The sequence below is a fragment of the Thioalkalivibrio thiocyanodenitrificans ARhD 1 genome, assembly GCF_000378965.1.
GTDB classification, from domain to species: Bacteria; Pseudomonadota; Gammaproteobacteria; order Ectothiorhodospirales; family Ectothiorhodospiraceae; genus Thioalkalivibrio_A; species Thioalkalivibrio_A thiocyanodenitrificans.
The window spans coordinates 1,748,386-1,769,505 of record NZ_KB900536.1; the positions used below are offsets into that span (position 1 = coordinate 1,748,386).

The 21,120-nt window shown below is 65.2% G+C and carries 19 protein-coding genes; 6 read left to right on the top strand and 13 right to left on the bottom strand.

The features are described 5' to 3' along the window. Positions 1-206: 206 nt before the first annotated feature. From hemA to THITHI_RS0108215, 5 genes are all read left to right on the top strand, one after another. Entirely contained in the window at positions 207-1,490 is a 1,284-nt protein-coding gene (gene hemA / locus THITHI_RS0108195) for a glutamyl-tRNA reductase (RefSeq protein ID WP_018232596.1), read from the top strand. Beyond that, entirely contained in the window at positions 1,487-2,572 is a 1,086-nt protein-coding gene (gene prfA / locus THITHI_RS0108200) for a peptide chain release factor 1 (protein ID WP_018232597.1), read from the top strand. The genes hemA and prfA overlap by 4 nt, the downstream gene beginning before the upstream one ends. Positions 2,573-2,684: 112 nt before the next feature. After that, positions 2,685-3,533, top strand: coding sequence for a peptide chain release factor N(5)-glutamine methyltransferase (gene prmC, locus THITHI_RS0108205; protein ID WP_018232598.1), 849 nt, complete (start codon positions 2,685-2,687; stop codon positions 3,531-3,533). A 95-nt stretch (positions 3,534-3,628) separates the two neighbouring features. Next, positions 3,629-4,039, top strand: coding sequence for a hypothetical protein (locus THITHI_RS0108210; protein ID WP_018232599.1), 411 nt, complete (start codon positions 3,629-3,631; stop codon positions 4,037-4,039). A 165-nt stretch (positions 4,040-4,204) separates the two neighbouring features. Then, the gene (locus tag THITHI_RS0108215) at positions 4,205-4,951 is read left to right on the top strand and encodes a HesA/MoeB/ThiF family protein (protein WP_018232600.1); all 747 of its coding nucleotides are present in this window, start codon (positions 4,205-4,207) and stop codon (positions 4,949-4,951) included. A 146-nt stretch (positions 4,952-5,097) separates the two neighbouring features. Here THITHI_RS0108215 and phoU read toward each other — a convergent pair whose 3' ends face one another. From phoU to gatC, 13 genes are all read right to left on the bottom strand, one after another. Then, positions 5,098-5,817, bottom strand: a complete 720-nt coding sequence (gene phoU / locus THITHI_RS0108220; RefSeq protein WP_018232601.1) for a phosphate signaling complex protein PhoU — start codon at positions 5,815-5,817, stop codon at positions 5,098-5,100. Between the two features lie 64 nt (positions 5,818-5,881). Then, positions 5,882-6,739: a phosphate ABC transporter ATP-binding protein PstB gene (gene pstB, locus THITHI_RS0108225; RefSeq protein ID WP_026186176.1), complete on the bottom strand. Its 858-nt coding sequence runs from the start codon at positions 6,737-6,739 to the stop codon at positions 5,882-5,884. Between the two features lie 58 nt (positions 6,740-6,797). Beyond that, complete coding sequence (gene pstA, locus THITHI_RS0108230; protein WP_018232603.1) at positions 6,798-8,450, bottom strand: phosphate ABC transporter permease PstA; 1,653 nt, start codon at positions 8,448-8,450, stop codon at positions 6,798-6,800. A 28-nt stretch (positions 8,451-8,478) separates the two neighbouring features. Next, positions 8,479-10,779 carry an ABC transporter permease subunit gene (locus tag THITHI_RS0108235; RefSeq protein ID WP_018232604.1) on the bottom strand — a complete coding sequence of 767 codons (2,301 nt, stop codon included), beginning with the start codon at positions 10,777-10,779 and terminating at the stop codon, positions 8,479-8,481. 105 nt (positions 10,780-10,884) lie between these two features. Further along, positions 10,885-11,856 (bottom strand): PstS family phosphate ABC transporter substrate-binding protein, encoded by a 972-nt coding sequence (locus tag THITHI_RS0108240; protein WP_018232605.1) that lies wholly within the window; start codon positions 11,854-11,856, stop codon positions 10,885-10,887. A gap of 139 nt (positions 11,857-11,995) precedes the next feature. Beyond that, positions 11,996-12,547, bottom strand: a complete 552-nt coding sequence (locus tag THITHI_RS0108245) for an FKBP-type peptidyl-prolyl cis-trans isomerase (RefSeq protein ID WP_018232606.1) — start codon at positions 12,545-12,547, stop codon at positions 11,996-11,998. Between the two features lie 2 nt (positions 12,548-12,549). Beyond that, a complete protein-coding gene (locus tag THITHI_RS0108250) occupies positions 12,550-13,401 on the bottom strand; it encodes a tetratricopeptide repeat protein (protein WP_083908684.1) in 852 nt (283 codons plus the stop codon). Positions 13,402-13,441: 40 nt separating this feature from the next. Next, complete coding sequence (gene phoR, locus THITHI_RS0108255; RefSeq protein WP_018232608.1) at positions 13,442-14,752, bottom strand: phosphate regulon sensor histidine kinase PhoR; 1,311 nt, start codon at positions 14,750-14,752, stop codon at positions 13,442-13,444. Between the two features lie 15 nt (positions 14,753-14,767). Beyond that, positions 14,768-15,460 (bottom strand): phosphate regulon transcriptional regulator PhoB, encoded by a 693-nt coding sequence (phoB, locus tag THITHI_RS0108260; RefSeq protein ID WP_018232609.1) that lies wholly within the window; start codon positions 15,458-15,460, stop codon positions 14,768-14,770. Between the two features lie 160 nt (positions 15,461-15,620). Beyond that, positions 15,621-16,487, bottom strand: coding sequence for an Hsp33 family molecular chaperone HslO (gene hslO / locus THITHI_RS0108265; protein WP_018232610.1), 867 nt, complete (start codon positions 16,485-16,487; stop codon positions 15,621-15,623). A gap of 94 nt (positions 16,488-16,581) precedes the next feature. Further along, on the bottom strand, positions 16,582-18,015 hold the full coding sequence (gatB, locus tag THITHI_RS0108270) for an Asp-tRNA(Asn)/Glu-tRNA(Gln) amidotransferase subunit GatB (RefSeq protein WP_018232611.1): 1,434 nt from the start codon (positions 18,013-18,015) through the stop codon (positions 16,582-16,584). Between the two features lie 107 nt (positions 18,016-18,122). Then, positions 18,123-19,577, bottom strand: a complete 1,455-nt coding sequence (gene gatA / locus THITHI_RS0108275; RefSeq protein WP_018232612.1) for an Asp-tRNA(Asn)/Glu-tRNA(Gln) amidotransferase subunit GatA — start codon at positions 19,575-19,577, stop codon at positions 18,123-18,125. Between the two features lie 69 nt (positions 19,578-19,646). After that, on the bottom strand, positions 19,647-19,934 hold the full coding sequence (gene gatC, locus THITHI_RS0108280) for an Asp-tRNA(Asn)/Glu-tRNA(Gln) amidotransferase subunit GatC (RefSeq protein WP_018232613.1): 288 nt from the start codon (positions 19,932-19,934) through the stop codon (positions 19,647-19,649). 131 nt (positions 19,935-20,065) lie between these two features. Here gatC and THITHI_RS0108285 point away from each other — a divergent pair, with 131 nt between their 5' ends. Beyond that, positions 20,066-21,112: a rod shape-determining protein gene (locus tag THITHI_RS0108285; protein ID WP_026186178.1), complete on the top strand. Its 1,047-nt coding sequence runs from the start codon at positions 20,066-20,068 to the stop codon at positions 21,110-21,112. Positions 21,113-21,120 lie beyond the last annotated feature (8 nt).

Below are 21,120 nucleotides of genomic sequence, written 5' to 3' on the forward strand. Positions count from 1 at the left end.
TGGCGGGAGCCCTTCATCCGGCCGGCTCTGACGGACGTGTCCACAGTTAGTGTCCCCGAGCCCGTCCGGGTTCCTCCGAGGATCCGGCAACTCGCCGGAAACTGGAGGATTTCTTCCGTCCGCTCAACGATTTGTCAGGGGGCTTTCGCTTGTCAGCGCGGGCGCCATGGCGCAAAATCTGCCGTTGCCCAGTGATTTACTCGTCCATGCTGTTCACCGTCGGCATCAATCACAAGACCGCTCCGGTGGGAATCCGGGAGCGCGTGGTCTTTCCCCCTGAACGCATGGGGGAGGCCCTGCGGCGCCTGCATAAGATGGGCGTCGACGAGGCCGCGATCCTGTCCACCTGCAACCGTACGGAGGTCTACTTTCGGCAGAACCCGGCCACGGACGATGAGCGCGTGGCGCACTGGCTGGGGGAGTACCACCACGTCGCACCCGCCGATCTGGAGCCCTATCTCTACCATCACAGGGAGGAGGATGCGGTGCGCCACACCCTTCGGGTGGCCTGCGGCCTGGACTCCCTGGTGCTGGGCGAGCCCCAGATCCTCGGGCAGATGAAGCTGGCCTACCAGAGCGCCAGCGAGGCCGGCACCCTGGGCAGGGAACTGGGGCGGCTGTTCCAGCACGCCTTTTCGGTGGCCAAGAACGTGCGCACATCCACGGCCATCGGCGCGAGCCCCGTATCCGTCGCCTTCGCGGCGGTGAGCCTGGCCAGGCAGATCTTCGGTGACCTGCATCCGCTCACCGCCCTCATGATCGGCGCCGGTGAAACCATCGAACTGGCCGCCCGCCACCTGCACAGCAATCAGATCGGCCGCATCCTGGTGGCCAACCGCACGCTGGACCGTGCCCGCGGCCTGGCCGATCAGTTCGACGGCGAGGCCATCACGCTCACCGAGATCGCCACCCGCCTGGCCGATGCGGACATTGTCATCTCCTCCACCGCAAGCCCGGTGCCCGTGCTGGGCAAGGGAACGGTGGAACGGACCCTCAAGGCCCGCAGGCACAAGCCCATGTTCATGGTGGACATCGCCGTGCCCCGGGATATCGAGCAGGAGGTGGGGGATCTGGATGACGTGTATCTCTATACCGTGGACGACCTGGAGGAGGTGATCCAGGAGAACCTGAAGTCCCGGCGGGAAGCGGCCCACCAGGCGGAAGAGATCATCGAAACCCAGGTGCTCGATTTCATGGGATGGCTGCGGGCCCAGGACGCGGTGGACACGATCCGCGCCTTCCGGGACAAGGCGACCCATATCCAGCAGGAGGTGCTGGACAAGGCAGTGCAGATGGCCGCTCACGGCAAGGATCCGGAAGAGGCCCTTCGTTATCTGGCCCACACGCTCACCAACAAGCTGCTGCACGACCCCTGCACCGGGCTGAACCATGCGGCCCGTGAGGGCCGGCTGGATCTTCTCGACGCCGCCCATACCCTGTTCAATCTCCCCCAGACCCGGCGGCCCCCGGGCACGGACGACGACGCGTGAAGGCCTCCATGCTGCATCGCCTGGAGGACATCTCCGAACGTTTCCGGGAACTGGCGGGCCTGTTGGCCGACCCGGACATCATTGCCGACAACAACCGGTTCCGGCGCCTGTCCATGGAGTACAGCCAGCTGGAACCGGTGGTGAACACGTTCCGGGATTATGAGGCTGCCGCCCGGGACCTGACCGCGGCCCGGGCGATGCGCCAGGACCCGGATCCCGACATGCGCCAGATGGCCGAGGATGAAACCCGGGCCGCCGAGACGCGCCTGGAGGCCCTGGAACAGGATCTGCAGAAGCTGCTGATCCCGAAGGACCCCCACGATCACGGCAACCTGTTCCTGGAGATCCGCGCCGGCACCGGCGGGGACGAAGCGGCCATCTTCGCCGGGGATCTGTTTCGCATGTACAGCCGCTATGCGGAGATCCGGGGCTGGCAGGTGGAGATCCTGTCCCGAAGCGAGGGCGAGCACGGCGGCTACAAGGAGGTGATCGCGCGGCTGATCGGCGAGGGCGCCTACGCCCGGCTCAAGTTCGAGTCCGGCGCGCACCGGGTGCAGCGGGTCCCGGAGACCGAGTCCCAGGGGCGGATCCACACCTCGGCGGCCACCGTGGCGGTGATGCCCGAGCCCGACGAGGTGGAGGCCCCCGAGATCAATCCGACCGACCTGCGCGTCGACACCTACCGGGCCAGCGGGGCGGGCGGTCAGCATGTGAACAAGACCGATTCTGCGGTACGCCTCACCCACCTGCCCACGGGCCTGGTGGTGGAATGCCAGGACGAGCGTTCCCAGCACAAGAACAGGGCCAGGGCCATGAGCCTGCTGGCCGCCAAACTCTTCGAGGCGGAGCAGCACCGCCGGCAGACGGAACAAAGTGCCGCACGCAAGAGCCTGGTGGGCAGCGGCGACCGTTCGGAACGCATCCGCACCTACAACTTCCCCCAGGGGCGGATCACCGACCACCGCATCAACCTGACGCTCTACAAGCTGGATGCGGTCATGGCCGGCGACCTGGACCCGGTGATCGAACCGCTCATCAACGAGCACCAGGCCGGGCAGTTGGCGGCGCTGGCCGATGAGTGAAGACGATTCAAAATTCAAAATTCAAGATTCAAGGGTCGCGGGGCATTCGGGTTACCCCTTTGAATCTTGAATCTTGAATCTTGAATTTCGATTTTCAACCAAGGAAGCTGACATGCAAACGGTTCGCAGCCTGCTGGCCGAGGCCGCCCCGGGCGAGCCGCGCCGGGACGCGGAGATCCTGCTGCAGCATGTGCTGGGATGCGAGCGGTCCTGGCTGGCGGCACACGACACCGACCCGCTGCCCCGGGAACAGGCCGCCCGGTTCCGTGCCCTGTGGGCCCGGCGCCTGGCGGGTGAACCGGTGGCCTATCTCACCGGGCGGCGCGGCTTCTGGACCCTGGACCTGTCCGTCAACGCCGATGTGCTCATTCCCCGCCCGGAGACCGAACTGCTGGTGGAGACCGCCCTTGCACGGATCCCCGGCGACGCCGCGTGGGACCTGGCGGATCTCGGCACCGGCAGCGGCGCCATCGCCCTGGCCCTGGCCCGGGAGCGGCCGGCCTGTCGTGTACTGGCCACGGACCGCAGCGCCGAGGCCCTGACCGTGGCGAGGGCCAATGCCCGGCGCCACGGCATCGGGAACGTGGACTTCAGGGAGGGCGGCTGGTGGGCACCGCTCGAAGGTCTGCGCTTTGACCTGATCGTATCCAACCCACCCTATGTGCCCGCCGCCGACCCGCACCTCTCCCGGGGAGACGTACGCTTCGAGCCACGAGGCGCGCTGGCATCGGGACCCGAGGGGCTGGACGATCTGCGCACCATCATCGCCGGCGCGCCCGCCCGCCTGCATCCGGGCGGCACCCTGCTGCTGGAGCACGGCTACGATCAGGGCGGGGCGGTGCGAGCGCTGCTGCGGGCGGCGGGTTTCACGGACGTGCGGACCTGGCGCGACCTGAACGGCCACGAACGCGTCAGCGGGGGGCGTTCAGTGGCAAGTGGCGAGTCTCAAGTGGCAAGGTAGGTCGGACCCGGATCGCTGCGACAATCGATCGGCGATGGTTTGCCGGCCCCTTTCCCTACTTGATTAATCCATGCCCGGGTCTAGTATGGGGTTTTATGGACTCGGCCGAAGAATTCATCCGCCACCGGGAGCTGGCGTTTCGCGATCCCCACCCGGAATCCGACCAGGCCCGCTCCGCCTGCCTGCTGCTGGCCGACACCGACGTGGTGCATGAGGTGCGCGTCCTGGGTCCGAACCGGCTCGTGGTGACCTACGATGTGCGTCAGGTGACCTACGCGGAACTGGAATCCGCACTGATGGAGCTGGGCTTTCACCTGGACAACAGCCTGGTCATGAAGCTCAAGCGCACCCTTTACAACTATTCCGAAGACACCATCCGCGCCAACCTGGGCCTGCCCAACCGGTGCTTCGGCAACTGTGCGCGCAAGATCTTCATCAATCATTACCGTACCCATGCCCACGGCTGCCGGGATACGCGGCCGCCGCATTGGCGGCAGTACCTTTGAGATGGTTCAAGGTTCAAAGTTCAAAGTTCAAAGTTCAAAGTTCAAGGTTCAAGGTTCAAGGTTCAAGGGGGCAGTGTTGGCGGCGCCGGTGGTCTTCCTTTGAACCTTGAACTTTGAACTTTGAACCTTGAATCCTAATCCTCTCTTTTCTGTTATCTTCCCCCCATGAACGATGACCAGCTCCTGCGCTACAGCCGCCAGATCATGTTGCCCCAGGTGGAAGTGGCGGGTCAGCAACAGCTGATGGACGCACACGCGCTGATCATCGGCGCGGGCGGGCTGGGCGCGCCCACGGCGCTGTACCTGGCGGCTGCCGGGGTGGGCACCATCACCATCGCGGATCCGGACACGGTGGAGCTGTCCAACCTGCAGCGCCAGATCATCCACCACACCGCCGATATCGGGCGTCTCAAGGTGGCATCGGCCGCGGACAGGCTGGCTGCCATCAATCCCGAGGTGAAGGTGAGGACCATCGACGCGCTCATGGAGGGCGAGGCCCTGGACGCGGCGGTTCGCGAGGCCACGATCGTGCTGGACGGTACCGACAACTTCGCCACGCGTTTCGCCGTGAATGCCGCCTGCGTGCATCACGGCAAGCCGCTTGTCTCCGCCGCGGTGATCCGCTTCGAGGGTCAGATCACAGTGTTCGAACCGGCACACCCGGAGAGCCCGTGCTATCGCTGCCTGTACAAGGAAGGCGAGGAACTGGGCGAGCGCTGCAGCCAGACCGGCGTGCTCGCCAGCCTGCCCGGCGTCATGGGCACCCTGCAGGCCACCGAGGCCTTGAAGACGATCATCGGACTGCCCAATCTGCGCGGCCGCCTGATGGTGCTGGATGCCATGCTCATGGAATGGCGCACCATGAAACTGAAGAAGGATCCCGGGTGCCCGGTTTGCGGCAATGGCCGCTGACATCAGGGGCGCCGCGACGCAAAAGCGCGAGAAGACGCGGCAAATCGGCAGGAAGCCTTTCCCGCGTTCTCCTTGAAGGCATTCCGCAAGCGCCGGACCCGTCCCCGGGCACCCGGCGGCAAGGAACGGCACCAGGCCCGCGGGCATCAGCGCTTGCCGCGGGCGACCTCCTCCATCTCGTCCAGCGAGATATGGCGCACATCCTTGCCCCTGACCAGATAGATGACGTACTCGCACATGTTGCGGGCATGGTCACCGATGCGTTCCAGGGCGCGGATCGCCCAGATCACGTCCATGGCCCGGCTGATGGTACGCGGGTCCTCCATCATGAAGGTGATGCTCTGGCGCATGATGGATTCGTAGTCATTGTCCACGGCCACGTCGGATCGGGCCACAGCCACGGCGGCCTCCACGTCCATGCGCGCGAAGGCATCCAGCGCGCCGTGCACCATGGCCAGCACACGCTCGCCCAGGGCCACCACGTCGGCGTACTGGTTCCTGGGCCGGTCCTTCTGGGCCAGTTGCAGGGCCATGCGCGCCACCCGCTCGGCCTGGTCGCCGATGCGCTCGAGATCGGTGATGGTCTTGATCACCGCGATCACGAAACGCAGGTCACTTGCGGCGGGCTGATGCCGGGCCAGGATCTGGGAACACCTCTCGTCGATGGCCACCTCGAAGCCGTTGACCTTCACGTCGTCCTGAACCACCGATTCGGCCAGAGCGATGTCCCCGCTGCCCAGCGCGCCGATGGCGCCGCTGATCTGGCTTTCCACCAGCCCGCCCATGGAGAGCACTCGGTTGCGAATGGCCTCCAGTTCCTCGTCGTACTTCTCAAGATAATGACCGCCAAGACGGTTCTTTTCCATGACTCGATTCTCCGGATGAAATCAGTGATGGTTCGCACGACCCGTGCCGCGGAGTCACCATGGCTCAACCGTAACGCCCGGTGATGTAATCCTCGGTGGCTTTCTGGCCGGGGTTGGTGAATACCGACAGGGTGTCGTCGAACTCGATCAGCTCGCCCATGTACATGTAGGCGGTGTAATCGGATACGCGTGCGGCCTGTTGCATATTGTGTGTCACGATGGCAATCGTGTACTGATCCTTCAGCTCGTAGATCAGCTCCTCGATCTTGGCCGTGGAGATGGGATCCAGGGCCGAGGCGGGTTCGTCCAGCAGCAGCACCTCGGGCTCAATGGCGATGGCCCTGGCGATCACCAGGCGCTGCTGCTGGCCGCCCGACAGGCCAAAGGCGTTCTCGTTGAGCCGGTCCTTCACCTCGTCCCACAACGCGGCGCTCCTGAGCGCGCGCTCCACCACCTCGTCGAGGACCCGCCGGTTCCTCACGCCCTGCAGGCGCAGGCCGTAGGCGATGTTCTCATAGATGCTCTTGGGGAAGGGGTTGGGCTTCTGGAAAACCATGCCCACCCGGCGGCGCAGCTCGGCCACGTCGGTGCCGCGCTCGTAGATATTGGCGCCATCCAGAAGGATCTCACCCTCGATCCGGCAACTGTCGATCAGGTCATTCATGCGATTGAAGCAGCGCAGCAGCGTGGATTTTCCGCAGCCACTGGGACCGATGAAGGCCGTCACCCGGTTTCGGGCAATCCTGAGGCTCACCCCCTTCAGGGCATGATCATTGCCGTAGAAGAGATTCAGGTCCTTCACCTCCACACAGATACTCTCATTGGCGATATCAAGCTCGGTGCGCTCCGCGCCTTCGAAGAGCTTCTCGCCCATGCCGTGGGTCAGGGTGCCTTGCTGGCTCATATTGCTGTTCCCGTCCATATCCAGGATCTCGTATTCGATGCAGTCGGCGCATGCGCCGCAGGCTCGCATCGTTCAGTTAATCGGATTCACTGCGATACTTCTCGCGCAGGTGATTGCGGATGGTGATGGCCGTCAGGTTAAGCGCCACGATCAACAGCACAAGTATCAGTGCCGTGGCATACACCAGCGCTTCGGCGGCCTCGGCGTGGGGACTCTGGAAGCCCACGTCGTAGATATGGAAACCCAGATGCATGATCTTGCGCTCAAGATGCACGAAGGGAAAGTTCCCGTCGATGGGCAGCGTGGGGGCGAGCTTGACCACACCCACCAGCATCAGAGGCGCCACTTCACCGGCTGCACGCGCAATGGCGAGGATCAACCCCGTCATCATCGCCGGAGTAGCCAATGGCACGACCACCTTCCACAGGGTTTCACCCTTGGTGGCACCCAACGCCAAAGAACCCTGGCGGATGGTGGAGGGGATGCGCGCAAGTCCCTCCTCGGTGGAGACAATCACCACAGGGAGGGTCAGCAGGGCCAGCGTCAGGGAGGCCCAGAACAGACCCGGGGTGCCGAAGGTGGGTGCCGGCAGGGCCTCAGGGTAGAACATCCGGTCTATGCCACCACCCAGCACGTAGACGAAGAAACCCAGGCCGAACACGCCGAACACGATGGAGGGCACGCCCGCCAGATTGTACACGGAGATGCGGATGGTCCTGAGCAGCGGGCCCTGTTTGGCGTACTCGCGCAGGTAGATGGCCGCCAGCACACCGAAGGGGGTCACAATGATGGACATCACCAGCACCATCACCACGGTGCCGAAGATGGCCGGGAAGATGCCGCCCTCCGTGTTGGCCTCCCGCGGATAGCCGAAGATGAAGTCGAAGAAGGCGCGCACATAGAAACCTACCTTCGCGGGGATCGACATGTTGTTGGGCTGCCATGCGTTGACGATGCGATCCAGGCGCACGGTGACTTCCTGGCCGCCGGCCACGCGCATGACGATGGAGTCGCGGCGCGCCTCGGCGATAAGCTTGTCGAGGCGCTCCTGAAGCACTGCGTATTCCTGGTTCAGGGCTTCACGGCGTTCGGCGAACTCTTGCTCCAATGCCGGGGTCAGCGTGTCGCGTAGCTCTGCGCGGCGCTGATCCAGGCGCACCCGCTCCAGGCGGAAGTTGATGTTGCCGATGTCCCGGCGCTCAATCTGGCGGATCTCGTCGAGCAGGGCGTTGCTGCGCTTGAGCCGCTCCCGGAACTCCCGCCACAGCCCCTCGCCCTCGGCCACGGTGGCGTTGCGCTCCAGCAGGCGCAGAGGCTGGCCGTAGAAGTCGCCCCATTCCCGGCGTTCCAGGACGGTCATGTCCTTCGGATAGCGCCATTCGCCCATGAGGTCGTCGATGAAATAGGTAAAGTCCCGGCCGGTGATGTCCCGGTTGCCCAGCTTGAGCAGGTGACGGGTGACCACCAGCTGATCTTCGGGGATCGGTGCGCCGGCCTCGCGCATCGCCTGCCCGGTGAGTGTCTCCGAACGGCGCAGTTCACCCACCACTTGTACCCGGTCCATGCCGGGGACCTCGTAGGTGGTCTCGATCACCACGTGGGGCCAGAAGTGCCCGAAGCCGCGCACCAGGATCAGCATCAGCAGGCCGAACACCATGATCATGCTGATGCTGATGGCGCCGCCGGTCAGCCAGATCCAGGGAGAACCGCTCTTCCACCACTCTTTCATGCCGCCAGGCCTCGAATCGGTTCCGGGATCACAGGGACGCGTAGCGCTTGCGCAGGCGCTGGCGGACGATTTCCGCCGCCGTGTTGAGCACGAAGGTCAGCACCAGCAGCACCAGGGCGGAGAGAAACAGCACCCGGAAGTGGGTGGAGCCCACCGCCGTCTCCGGCAGCTCCACGGCGATGTTGGCGGCCAGCGTGCGCATGCCCTCGAACAGGTTGAAGTTCACGATGGGGCTGTTGCCCGAGGCCATGAGCACGATCATGGTCTCGCCCACGGCGCGGCCGAAGCCGATCATCACCGCCGAGAAGATGCCGGGGCTGGCCGTGGGCAGCACCACGCCCACCACCGTCTGCCACGGGGTGGCGCCCAGGGCCAGGGAACCCTGGGTGAGATGCCTGGGCACGTTGAACACCGCATCCTCGGCAATGGAGAAGATGGTCGGGATCACCGCGAAGCCCATCGCCAGGCCCACGATGAGCGCGTTGCGCTGGTCGTAGGGGATGCCCACATCGGTGAGCCACTGGCGCATGGAGCCGTCGAAGAAGGCCACCTCGATCCAGGGGCTGGCGCTCACCGCCACCCAACCCAGCAGCAGCATCACCGGTACCAGCAACGCACCCTCCCAGCCCGGCGGCACACGATGGCGGATCTGGCCCGGGAGGCGGGTCCAGCCGTAGCCGAAGGCCAGCATACCCAAGGGCAGGAGCACCAGCACGGTCACGAGGATCGGCAGGTTGTTCTCGATGTAGGGGGCCAGCCAGATGCCGGCGAGGAAGCCGAGAATCACGGTGGGCAGCGCCTCCATCAGTTCGATGGAGGGCTTGACGATGCGCCGCATGGGACCGGCCATGAAGTAGGCCGTGTAGATGGCGCCCATGATGGCCAGCGGCGTGGCCAGCAGCATGGCGAACAGGGCAGCCTTGAGTGTGCCCACGGTCAGGGGCACCAGGGACAGCTTGGACTCAAAGGCGTCGTCAGCGGAGGAAGACTGCCAGATGAACTCCGGCTGGGCACGCCCCTCGTACCAGACCCTGCCCCACAGCCCGCTCAGGGAGGTCTGGGGATGGGGGTTGTCGATGGCCAGCACCCGCAGCACCTCGGAGCCCTCGCTCTTGACCAGGGCCATGCGGTTGATGGGCGAGATGGCGATGCGGTTGACGGGCCACTGCGCGACGGGCAGGAACTTCAACGACACGCTGGAGGTGGCGTAGTGCAGTCCCACGGTACCGGTGGCATCCCCGGCCAGGAAGCCCTTGCGGGTGTACTCCGGCTCGATGAAGGTGATGGCGCCGGCATGGTCGCGGAAGCCGCGGATACGAGTCAGGTTGACCTCGTTGGTGGCATCGTCACGCACCAGCATCCACTGATTCAGGCTGCCGTCGGAACCGCCCACGATCAGGGAGCGGGAGCCCACCAGGAACTGCGCGACGGTGACCGTGACGCCTTCCGGCACCAGGGTCACCCGCTCCACCAAACGTGGCTGGTTGCGGTCCACGATATCGAAGTGAAACAGCGTGCCCTGATCGTCGATGGCGAACAGGTCGCGCAGGGATTCATTGACCAGCAACTGGCGCACCGGGCGATTGATGGAGGGCAGCGCATAGTCCTGACGGCTGATCTGCACCGCGCCGGTCATCATGTTGGTACGGGTGGTGAACAGGGCCATGGCGATCTCGCCCCCGCGGGTGCCGCCGGCCACCACGAAGCCGCCGCGCCCCTCGACCACGGTGAGCGCCGAATAGCCCTCGGCAGTGCCGTCGCCGATCCGCATGGGCTCCTCACCCAGCGGGAAGCTCAGCCTGGGAGTGATGACGCGCACGCCCTCTCGGGGGAAACTCTGCTGGTACTCCACCTTCAGCGGCAGCACCGAGCCGTCGGTGAAGCCATATACGAACAGGCTCCGCCTGCTCTCGGAGCGACCAAACGCATTGATGGACTCGCCTTCCGGAATCGTCACCTGCTCCCGGAACAGGATGCGGCCATCGGCGGAGGAGAAGAAGGTGATGGCGCCGGATTCGGAAAAACGGCCGCCGATTTCCTCGAAGCGGTCCAGGGTGAGATGCACGGTGGGGGCCGGGGCCTCGTCACCGGGCACGGAGATCTCTATGCCCACCTCCATGCTCACAGGCTTGAGCAGGGGGAAGGTCTCGTAGAAAAGATAAAAGAAGATCAGCGCCAGGGCGAAGATCACGCCGAGGCCGGCCGCGCCCACGCCGTAGAGCGAGACACCATCCCGGATGCCGCGGATCTTGCGCAGCTTTTCGCGACGTTCCGCGCTGGGCAGGAGGGATGCGGGCGGGGCAGTCTGTTCAGGCGCGGTCGCCGACATGCTCATCTATCCTGATGGTTTGGAACCGATCTTTTGCACTGCCCAAAAAAGGCAGGACCCCGCAGCCGTGGCTGCGCGGTCCTGCTGCTTGGGACCGGAGCACTCTCACTCCAGACCCTTTTCCTTGCGGAAGCGCTCGACCAGGGGGGCAGGCAGGGTCACGTAGCCATCACGATGGACCACTTCCTGTCCTTGCTTGGAGAGCACCATTCTGAAGAACTCGCGCTCCAGCGGGTTCCAGCCGGTGTTGGGGTTACGGTTGCCATAGACGTACAGGAAACGGGCCAACGGATACTCTCCGGAGGCGGCGTTCTCAGCGGTCGCCTCCGCGGGGGTCTGACCGTGTTCCTTGGCCAGGGGCACCACGCGCACGCCGGAGGTACGGTAGCCGATGCCTGAGTAACCGATGCCGTTGATGGTCTGCTCAACACCGCGCACCACGGCGGAGGAACCCGGTTGCTCGTTGACCGTGGAGCGGAAGTCACCGCCGCACAGGGCGTGTTCCTTGAAGTAGCCATAGGTACCCGACACGGCATTGCGGCCATAGATGGTGATGTCACGATTGGCCCAGGCGCCGGTCAGACCCACCTGGCCCCACGTGGTGATGTCCTGGCCGAAACCGCAGGAACGGGTGGCGGAGAAGATCGCGTCCACCTGGGGAATGGACAGGCCCTCGATGGGATTGTCCTTGTTCACGTACACGGCGATCATGTCCACGGCCACGGGCACGTCGGTGGCGGGGTAGCCATAGCGGTCCTCGAAGGCGCGCATTTCGGAATCGCGCATCGGGCGGCTCATGGGACCGAAGTTGGAGGTCCCCTCGACCAGGGCCGGGGGGGCCGTCGAGGTGCCGGCACCCTGGATCTGCACGGCCACGTTCGGGTAGAACTTGGCGAACTCCTCGGCCCACAGGGTCATCAGGTTGTTCAGGGTATCGGAACCGATGGAGGTCAGGTTGCCGGAAATACCCGAAACACGCTGATAGTCGGGCAGACCCGGGTCGACCTCGGCCTGAACCGTGGCGGCGCCCAGACCGGCGGCAACGATGGCGCCGAAAACAAGACTCTTGTTGAACATGATGGAAATTCCTCTGATTTGAACAGGTTCACGACTCGACTCACCGTGTGCAGGACATCGCGAATCGTGATGCAGAGTATCCGGGCCTCGTATGACAAGGATGTGAACGACCCGTGACACCCTCATGAAATATCCGGCCTCAGCGAAGTCCGGGCACCGGTTGTTGCAGCGGATCATGTGCCACGACGACCGGCGGCGATGCGATGCCGAGCAGTTCGATCTCAAAGATAAGCGTCTCCTGCGGGCCGATGCGGCCGCTGCCGGTGGCGCCATAGGCAAGATCCGGCGGCAGGACCACGCGCACGTGACTGCCCACGGGAACCGAGGTCAGCACTTTCTGCCACCCGGGAATGGTGCGTTCCACGGGCACGGTGCCCGGCACGCCCAGGCGGTAGGTGCTGTCGAACAACCGGCCATCGGCATGCCAGCCACGGTAATGGACTTCGACCCTGTCATCGGACCCCGGCGTTTCTCCGTCACCGGCGCGCAGCATCTCGACCTGCATGCCGCCGGGCAGCACCACGACGCCGGGGCGGCCGGCATTGCGCCGCAGGAGTTCGTCACCCTCCTGGCGGTTGAGCTCTGAAAGCAGGGCGCGGTCCTGCGCCTGCTCCGGGGTCATCCCGACCCCCTGTACCAGCAGGTAGATCCCCGCCAACGCCAGTACACTCAGAGTCAGCACACGTATCATGGTCACGACTCCGGCTGTTGCGAGGCCCAGCGCAGCGCCCGGCTGCGCGCCTCGACCAGTTCCGTCTCACTCAGGACCGCCCGATGGTGCTGCTCAAGCCGCCGCCCGAGCCCGTCTTCACCGGCAGCGGCCAGCATCGCCCACTTCGCAGACTCCACCGGGTCGACCGCCACCCCCTGGCCCTGCGCGTACATCACCGCCAGCCAGCCCTGCATGCGCGGATGGCCATGCTCACTGCCATACCTGACATACGGCAGGGCACGATCGTGGTCGACGGGCTGCGTGCCGATCCCTTCCAGATGGATGCGCGCCAGGAAGTACGCGGCGACCGGCAGACCCTTGTCGAGCGCCGACTCCAGCAGATCACGCGCCTCGTCCACGCGCTCCGGCGCCTTGCCGCCCAGGGCATCGGCGATCAGCACCGATGCGAGCGCCACGTTGCCCTCCGGATTTCCGGCATCGATGACGCGCCGGAACCAGCGCTCGGCCAGTTCCCTGTCGCGCACCGTCTCGTCGCCGCCCAGGTGGAGCCAGCCGAGTTTCAGTGCCAGCTCCCCGGCCCCGGATTCGACGGCACGGGTGTACCAGATCACCGCCAGAGGCAGGCTCACCTCCACCCCATGGCCCAGCTCATGGATCCAACCCAGGCGGGCCATTGCCGTCGGCGAGCCGTCCCGCGCGGCGTCGGCCAACAGTTCACGGACCGCGCCCCAGTCGACAGGCTGACGCTCCATGTGGCGGTGCGCGGCGATTTCGGCCGGATGAAGCCCCTCCACCAGGGGCTGTGCGGCCGGCGGGGCTGCCCAGAACAGCAGCACGAGGAGCGCGAAGGAAGGCAGGCGTCTGCAAGTCATCTGCACCAGTCTAGGCACGGATTGTGACGTTTTTATGAAACTACGGGGACGGCGCATCGAGCGCCAGCGCGAGCGGAAAACGGCAGGTGAACGTGCTGCCTTGTCCCGGCTGGCTGGCGATGTGCAGCCGGGCGCCGTGGTGGTTGAGCACGTGCTTGACGATAGCCAGCCCGAGACCCGTGCCTCCGGTTTCCCGCGAGCGTGCCACGTCGATGCGGTAGAAACGTTCGGTCAGACGCGGGATGTGGTGCGCCGCGATACCGATGCCGCTGTCCCGGACAGAGAACAGCGGTGCCCCCGCCTCGTCTCGCGCCCAGCGCACCACGATCTCCCCGCCTGCCGGCGTGTACTTGACCGCATTGAACACCAGATTGGAGAACGCACTGCGCAGCTCCTCGCCATTGCCGCGCAGCCACAGCCGGGCATCGACATCGAAGTGGATACTGTGTCCGGCGGAGCCGCTGAGCAGGCGCGCATCCTCGTGGATTGCCGACAGCAGCACCGGCACCGCAACCTCCTCCTGAAGCGCGTCGGAGCCGGTCTCCAGACGGGACAACAGCATGATGTCCTCCACCAGGCGCTGCATGCGTGTCGCCTGCTGCTGCATCAGCTCCAGCTCCCGCGCCCACTTGCGGGCACACTCGTCATCGCCGTCATGCATCGTCTCCAGGAACCCGACCACCACGGTCAACGGCGTACGCAGTTCATGAGAGACGTTGGAGATGAAGTCGCGGCGCATCTGCTCAAGGTCGCGGATGCGCGTGATATCACGCGCAATCAGCAGGCGCTGCTGCCTGCCATACGGCACGATGCTGAGGGAGAGGGTACGGCGCTTGTCCTCGGGTGAGGGCATCTCGATGGCGCGCCTGAAATCGTTGCCCTTGAGCCAGGCGACAAAACCGGGATGGCGCACCAGGTTGTCGATGCGCTGCCCGATGTCCTGTGGCAGGCGCAGGCCGAGGGCATCACATGCGGCATCGTTGATCCACTCAATACGCCAGTCCGCATCGATCACCACCGTGGCATCCGGCATCGCCGCGGCCGACTGTCTGAACCGGTCGAGCAGTGCAGCGAGCTTGCGCTTGCGCTCGCGATTGCGCTGCTGGAGGCGAAAGATATCATCGAAGATATGGCCCCAGATGCCGCGGGCCTGCGGCGGCGCAAACTTTCTGCCCCGATTCAGCCAACGGTACAGACGCCACACGTGGAGCAGGTGCCAGCCCAGATAGGCCACCAGCCCCATCAGCAGCGCCAGGCCCGGTCGGCCGGCGAGCCAGCCGATCAGCAACAGCGCCAGGGCACCAAGGACGACGCCTGTCAGCTCGGCCAACCAGACCCTGGAGACGGGCATTACGGTGCGATCCGCTCAGGTCTGCGTCGAGAAGCGATAGCCGCTGCCCCGCACCGTCTGGACAAGGGCATCGTGACCCTTACCGCCGAGCGCCTTGCGCAGACGGCGGATATGCACATCGATGGTACGCTCCTCGATATAGACATTGCCGCCCCAGACATGGTCCAGCAACTGCGAGCGGCTGTAGACCCGCTCGGGATGCGTCATGAAGAAGTAGAGCAAACGGTACTCGGTGGGACCCACATCGATCCTGCACCCGTTGATCGTAACGCGATGACTGGCCGGGTCGAGTACCAGGCCGTTGGCCTCCAGGACCTCTTCTTCCCCGTGCCCGCTGGTACGGCGCAGCACCGCCCTGATCCGGGCGATCAGTTCGCGCGGCGAGAACGGCTTGGTGACATAATCGTCGGCACCGACATCCAATCCGCGCACGCGATCGTCCTCCTCGCTTCGGGCAGTGAGCATGATGATCGGCACTTCGCGGGTCAGTGCCTCCTTCTTCCACCGCCGTGCCAGTTCGACGCCGCTGATTCCCGGCAGCATCCAGTCCAGCAGGATCAGATCGGGCACTTTCTCCGCCAGCCTTTCCTGGGCCTGCTGCCCATCGGCCGCCTCGGCCACCTCGAAGCCTTCCCGCTCCAGCGCCATATGCAGCATCTCGCGGATGGCGGCTTCATCTTCGACCAGCAGGATTCGCCTTGCGGTCATCATTCAACTCCCGGTCCTCGTCGTGTGATTGTCGCATTACAACCTGCGATTGTGACAGGGAGGTTACACCGGCCCGTCCGGAAACGCCGGGGGCCCGGAAGACATGCAGAAGGGCGGAGGCCGGCCGGCACCGCATTCTTGCGAGACGAGGCCTGCGGCCTCAGTGCCGCGTCCGGGTACCCGGCGGTTGCTCGCCCTCGGCAAACAACTGTTCGGCATCGACCGCGTCGAAGCGGTAGCCCGCGTTGCAGAACTCGCAGTGCACTTCCACCACGCCATCATCGGCCAGGATGCCTTCCACCTCGGCACGGCCCAGGTTGCGCAGCATGTCCGCCACCCGCTCCCGGGAACAGCCGCAACGGAAGCTCACCGGGCCGCCTTCCAGCAGGCGCACATCCTCCTCGTGGTAGAGACGGTGCAGCAGGGTCTCCACGGGCCACTCCAGCAACTCCTCGTCCGCGACGGTATCCGCCAGGATGACGGCACGGTCAAAGGCATCCGGGTCCCGCTGTTCACCCGGCAGCGCCTGCAGCAGCAGACCCGCCGCCCGCTGACCGTCGGCCGCCAGCCACAACCGCGTGGGCAGCTGCTCCGATCGGGTGAAGTACCCTTCCAGGGCCTCGGACAGGCTCGAGCCCTCCAGAGGAACGACACCCTGGTAGCGCTCACGCCCCTCTCCCGGATCGATGGTGATGACCATGCGCCCGTCACCGAACTGGGCGGAGAGATCCGCGTCGGGCACTTCCGACCGCCAGCGCGCCAGGCCCCGCACGGTGCCGTGGGCGCCGGCCTGCACCACCAGCAGGTTGAGCGGCCCGTTGCCGGTGACCTGGAGAATGAGAGAACCCTCGAACTTGATGGTGGCCGACAGGAGGGCCACGGCGGCCAGCGCCTGGCCCAGGAGGCCGCGCACCACCGGCGGATAGTCGTAGCGCTCCAGCAGGGCCTGCCAGGTGGCGTCCAGATGCACCCACTCGCCGCGCACGTGGGTGGTTTCGAGGATGAAGCGGTTGATCGTGTCAGTCATGTGAGTGGCAAGTGGCTGGTCTCAAGTGGCAAGGAAAACCGGTCTATTGTCTTTGATGTTCCTGGCCACTTGAGACTTGCCACTTGAAACTGACTTACTGAAGCTTGCGCTTCAGCAAGTCATTGACCTGCCCTGGGTTGGCCTTGCCGCCCGTTGCCTTCATGACCTGCCCCACGAAGAAACCGAACAACTTGTCCTTGCCGGCGCGGTACTGCTCCAGCTGACCCGGGTTGTCGGCCATCACCTTGTCGATGATCGCTTCGATGGCGCCGGTGTCGGTGATCTGCTTGAGGCCCTTCTTCCCGATCACCTCATCGGCCGTACCCTCGCCGTTCCACATCGCCTCGAACACGTCCTTGGCGATCTTTCCGGAGATGGTGTTGTCCTCGATACGCGCAAGCATGGCACCCAGGGCTTGCGCCGAGACCGGGCATTCGGTGATCTCCCGGTTGTCCTTGTTGAGCGCGCCGGAGAGTTCACCCATCACCCAGTTGGCGGCGAGCTTGGCGTGGCCGCCGCAGGCCTTGACCGCGGCCTCGTAGTAGTCGCCCATCTCGCGGCTGGCCGTGAGCACGCCGGCGTCGTAGGCGGACAGGCCGTAATGGGTCATGAAGCGGTGCTTCTTCTCGTCCGGAAGCTCCGGCAGGGTGCCCCGCACACCCTCGATGAACTCACCGGTGATCTCCAGCGGAAGCAGGTCCGGATCCGGGAAGTAACGGTAGTCATTGGCCTCCTCCTTGGAGCGCATGGAACGGGTCTCGCCCTTGTCCGGATCAAACAGCCGGGTCTCCTGCACCACCGCGCCTCCGCCTTCCAGGATGTCGATCTGACGCTCCACCTCGAAGTTGATGGCGCGCTCCACGAAGCGGAATGAGTTGATGTTCTTGATCTCGGCGCGGGTGCCGAACTTCTCTGTGCCCATGCGGCGCACGGAGACATTGGCATCACAGCGGAAGGAGCCCTCCTGCATGTTGCCGTCGCAGATCTCAAGGTAGCGCACCAGGGCGTGCAGCTTCTTCAGGTATGCAACCGCCTCCTTCGCGGAACGCATGTCCGGCTCGGACACGATCTCCAGCAGCGGCGTGCCGGCGCGGTTGAGATCAATTCCGGTCATGCCGTGGAAATCCTCGTGCAGGCTCTTGCCCGCATCCTCTTCCAGGTGGGCCCGGGTGACGCCGACGACCTTGGTCTCGCCGTCCTCCATTTCGATCTCCAGACGGCCGAGCCCCACCACCGGCAGCTCGTACTGGGAGATCTGATAACCCTTGGGCAGGTCGGGATAGAAGTAGTTCTTGCGGGCGAACACCGAACGCGGCGCAATCTCGGCGCCGATCGCCAGGCCGAACTTCACCGCCATGCGCACCGCCTCGCGATTGAGCACCGGCAGCACCCCCGGCAGCCCCAGGTCCACCGCACAGGCCTGGCTGTTGGGGGATGCCCCGTAGGCGGTGGATGCACCGGAGAAGATCTTGCTCTTTGTCGCGAGCTGGGCGTGAACCTCGAGCCCGATGACCGTTTCCCAATCCATTATCTGAACCTCGAATGACGTAAGGTGTGAGGGGTTAGAAGTCAGGGGTGAAAGACGAAACCGAACCGGGTTGTCCGGCTTGCGCCTCACACCTCACGCCTGACCCCTTACGCGAATCCTTCAGGGATTCGCCGATGCCAATCGGTCACCGACTGATACTGATGTGCCACTCCCAACAGGCGCGCTTCATCGAAATAGTTTCCGATCAGTTGCAGGCCCACGGGCAGACCGTCGCTGAATCCGGCGGGGATCGACATGCCCGGCAGGCCCGCCAGGTTCACGGCGATGGTGTAGATGTCCGAGAGGTACATGCTGACCGGATCACCGGTCTTCTCGCCGAGCCTGAAGGCGGCGCCCGGCGCGGTGGGGCCCATGATCACGTCCACCTCTTCGAAGGCCTTGCTGAAATCCTCGGCGATGAGCCGGCGTACCTTCTGGGCCTTGAGATAGTAAGCATCAAAGTAACCGGCCGAGAGCGCGTAGGTCCCCACCATGATGCGGCGCTTCACCTCGGCCCCGAACCCCTCGCCCCGGGAGCGGGTGTAGAGATCCATCAGATCCTTCGGATCCTCGCAGCGGTGGCCGTAACGCACACCGTCGAAACGCGCCAGATTGGACGAACACTCCGCGGGGGCCACCACGTAGTAGGCGGGCACGGACAGGGCCGAGTTGGGCAGACCCACCTCCTGCACCCGGGCACCGAGCTTCCTACATTCGTCAATGGCCGCTTCAACCGCCTTTGCCACACCGGCATCCATACCCTCGCCGAAGAACTCCCGGGGAAGACCGATGCGCAGCCCCTTGAGCGGCTCGGCGAGCCGCGCGGTGTAGTCCTCGTCCGGGCGCTCGATGCTGGTGGAGTCCCTGGCGTCGAAGCCGCACATGGCGTTGGCCAGCAGGGCACAGTCCTCGGCGCTGGCCGCCATGGGGCCTCCCTGGTCGAGACTGGAGGCAAAGGCGATCATGCCCCAGCGGGAGACGCGCCCGTAGGTGGGCTTGAGTCCCGTGACGCCGCACAGGGCGGCCGGCTGACGGATCGATCCGCCGGTGTCGGTGCCGGTGGCCGAAGGCGTGAGGCGGGAGGCCACGGCGGCGGCGGAACCTCCGGAAGAGCCGCCGGGGACACGCTCGGCGTCCCAGGGGTTCTTCACCGGACCGTGGAAGCTGGTCTCGTTGGAGGAGCCCATGGCGAACTCGTCCATGTTGGTCTTGCCGAGCATCGGGCAGCCCGCGGCATTGAAACGCTCCACCACCGAAGCATCGTAAGGGGCGATGAAGTTGTCCAGCATCCTCGAGCCGCAGGTGGTTCTCACGCCCTCGGTGCAGAAGATGTCCTTGTGGGCCATGGGCACACCGGTCAGCGCGCCGGCCTCGCCCCGCGCGCGCCGGGCGTCCGCTTCGCGCGCCGCCGCGAGCGCCTGCTCTGCGGTGACGGTCACGAAGCTGTTCAATCCCCCGTCCAGGGACTCGATGCGCTTCAGATAGTGTGCGGTCAGTTCGACGCTTGAGACCTCCCCCCGGTCCAGGGCGGCGGAAAGTTCGGCGATGGTTTTATCGTGCATGATGGGAACCAGGGCAAGGGAATAAGGTGCGAACGGACGGGCGTGCCGCCTCCGGGAAGCGGGCCGTGCTCACTCGATGACCTTGGGCACCAGGTACAGGCCGGCATCCACGGCCGGTGCGATGGCCTGGAAACGCTCCCGCTGGTCGGTCTCGCTGACCACGTCCTCGCGAAGGCGCTGCGCGGTGTCCTGGGGGTGGGCCATGGGCGTCACATGGTCGGTGTCCACCGATTCCATCTGCTCCACGAAGTCAAGGATGCTGGTGAGATTGCGGGCATAGGCGTCCACGTCCGCGTCGCTCACGGCGAGGCGGGCCAGGTGGGCGATCTTGCGCACATCATCATGGGACAGGGACATGCAGGGCTCCTGACGGGTCCGGTCGGGTTCTGTGAAGCGATCAAAAGTAGCACAAACCGCGCCTTGCCCAAACCCCACCCCGTTGCTAGAGTAGCGGCTTTCCCCCCCGTCCGGGCTCGACTACAAAAATGATGTTCAATCGCGTTTTCGGCTTCCTGTCCAACGACATCTCCATCGACCTCGGCACCGCCAACACCCTGATCTACATGCGGGGCAAGGGAATTGTGCTCAATGAGCCCTCGGTGGTGGCCATCCGGCAGGACCGCGGCCCCGGCGGCCCGCGAAGCATCGAGGCGGTGGGCTCCGCGGCCAAGAAGATGATCGGGCGCACTCCGGCGAACATCACGGCCATCCGCCCCATGAAGGACGGGGTGATCGCCGACTTCACCACCACCGAGAAGATGCTCCAGCACTTCATCAAGATGGTGCACCAGAGCCGGTTCTTCCGTCCCAGCCCCCGGGTGCTGGTGTGCGTACCCTGCGGTGCCACCCAGGTGGAGCGCCGGGCGATTCGTGAATCCGCGGCCGGCGCCGGGGCGCGCAAGGTGTACCTGATCGAGGAACCCATGGCGGCGGCCATCGGCGCCGGTGTCCCGGTGGACGAGGCGCGCGGCTCCATGGTGCTGGACATCGGCGGCGGCACCTCCGAGGTGGCGGTGATGTCCCTGAACGGCATCGTCTATTCCTCCTCGGTGCGCATCGGCGGCGACAAGTTCGACGAGGCCATCACCGCCTACGTGCGCCGCAACTACGGCATCCTCATCGGTGAGGCCACCGCCGAGCGCATCAAGCACGAGATCGGCTCCGCCTATCCCGGCAAGGAGTTGCTGGAGATCGAGGTCAAGGGCCGCAACCTGGCCGAAGGCGTGCCCCGCAGCTTCACGCTCAACAGTAACGAGATCCTGGAATCCCTGCAGGAACCCCTCCACGGCATTGTCAGCGCCGTGCGCACGGCGCTGGAACAGACCCCGCCGGAGCTGGGCGCCGACGTGGCCGAACGCGGTATCGTGCTGACCGGGGGCGGGGCGCTGCTGCGCGACCTGGACCGTCTCCTGATGGAGGAGACCGGCATCCCGGTGGTGATCTCCGACGATCCGCTGACCTGCGTCGTGCGGGGGGGCGGCCGGGTGCTGGAAATGCTGGACGAACACGGGGCGGATTTCCTGGCGGTCGAGTAACGGCATCG

What these genes read in the sequence shown, in the direction of transcription:
- hemA (WP_018232596.1), top strand. Translation starts at nt 207, where the DNA reads ATGCTGTTCACCGTCGGCATCAATCACAAGACCGCTCCGGTGGGAATC.
- prmC (WP_018232598.1), top strand. Translation starts at nt 2,685, where the DNA reads ATGCAAACGGTTCGCAGCCTGCTGGCCGAGGCCGCCCCGGGCGAGCCG.
- THITHI_RS0108210 (WP_018232599.1), top strand. Translation starts at nt 3,629, where the DNA reads ATGGACTCGGCCGAAGAATTCATCCGCCACCGGGAGCTGGCGTTTCGC.
- THITHI_RS0108215 (WP_018232600.1), top strand. Translation starts at nt 4,205, where the DNA reads ATGAACGATGACCAGCTCCTGCGCTACAGCCGCCAGATCATGTTGCCC.
- phoU (WP_018232601.1), bottom strand. Translation starts at nt 5,817, where the DNA reads ATGGAAAAGAACCGTCTTGGCGGTCATTATCTTGAGAAGTACGACGAG.
- pstB (WP_026186176.1), bottom strand. Translation starts at nt 6,739, where the DNA reads ATGGACGGGAACAGCAATATGAGCCAGCAAGGCACCCTGACCCACGGC.
- pstA (WP_018232603.1), bottom strand. Translation starts at nt 8,450, where the DNA reads ATGAAAGAGTGGTGGAAGAGCGGTTCTCCCTGGATCTGGCTGACCGGC.
- THITHI_RS0108235 (WP_018232604.1), bottom strand. Translation starts at nt 10,779, where the DNA reads ATGTCGGCGACCGCGCCTGAACAGACTGCCCCGCCCGCATCCCTCCTG.
- THITHI_RS0108240 (WP_018232605.1), bottom strand. Translation starts at nt 11,856, where the DNA reads ATGTTCAACAAGAGTCTTGTTTTCGGCGCCATCGTTGCCGCCGGTCTG.
- THITHI_RS0108245 (WP_018232606.1), bottom strand. Translation starts at nt 12,547, where the DNA reads ATGATACGTGTGCTGACTCTGAGTGTACTGGCGTTGGCGGGGATCTAC.
- THITHI_RS0108250 (WP_083908684.1), bottom strand. Translation starts at nt 13,401, where the DNA reads ATGACTTGCAGACGCCTGCCTTCCTTCGCGCTCCTCGTGCTGCTGTTC.
- phoR (WP_018232608.1), bottom strand. Translation starts at nt 14,752, where the DNA reads ATGCCCGTCTCCAGGGTCTGGTTGGCCGAGCTGACAGGCGTCGTCCTT.
- phoB (WP_018232609.1), bottom strand. Translation starts at nt 15,460, where the DNA reads ATGACCGCAAGGCGAATCCTGCTGGTCGAAGATGAAGCCGCCATCCGC.
- hslO (WP_018232610.1), bottom strand. Translation starts at nt 16,487, where the DNA reads ATGACTGACACGATCAACCGCTTCATCCTCGAAACCACCCACGTGCGC.
- gatB (WP_018232611.1), bottom strand. Translation starts at nt 18,015, where the DNA reads ATGGATTGGGAAACGGTCATCGGGCTCGAGGTTCACGCCCAGCTCGCG.
- gatA (WP_018232612.1), bottom strand. Translation starts at nt 19,577, where the DNA reads ATGCACGATAAAACCATCGCCGAACTTTCCGCCGCCCTGGACCGGGGG.
- gatC (WP_018232613.1), bottom strand. Translation starts at nt 19,934, where the DNA reads ATGTCCCTGTCCCATGATGATGTGCGCAAGATCGCCCACCTGGCCCGC.
- THITHI_RS0108285 (WP_026186178.1), top strand. Translation starts at nt 20,066, where the DNA reads ATGTTCAATCGCGTTTTCGGCTTCCTGTCCAACGACATCTCCATCGAC.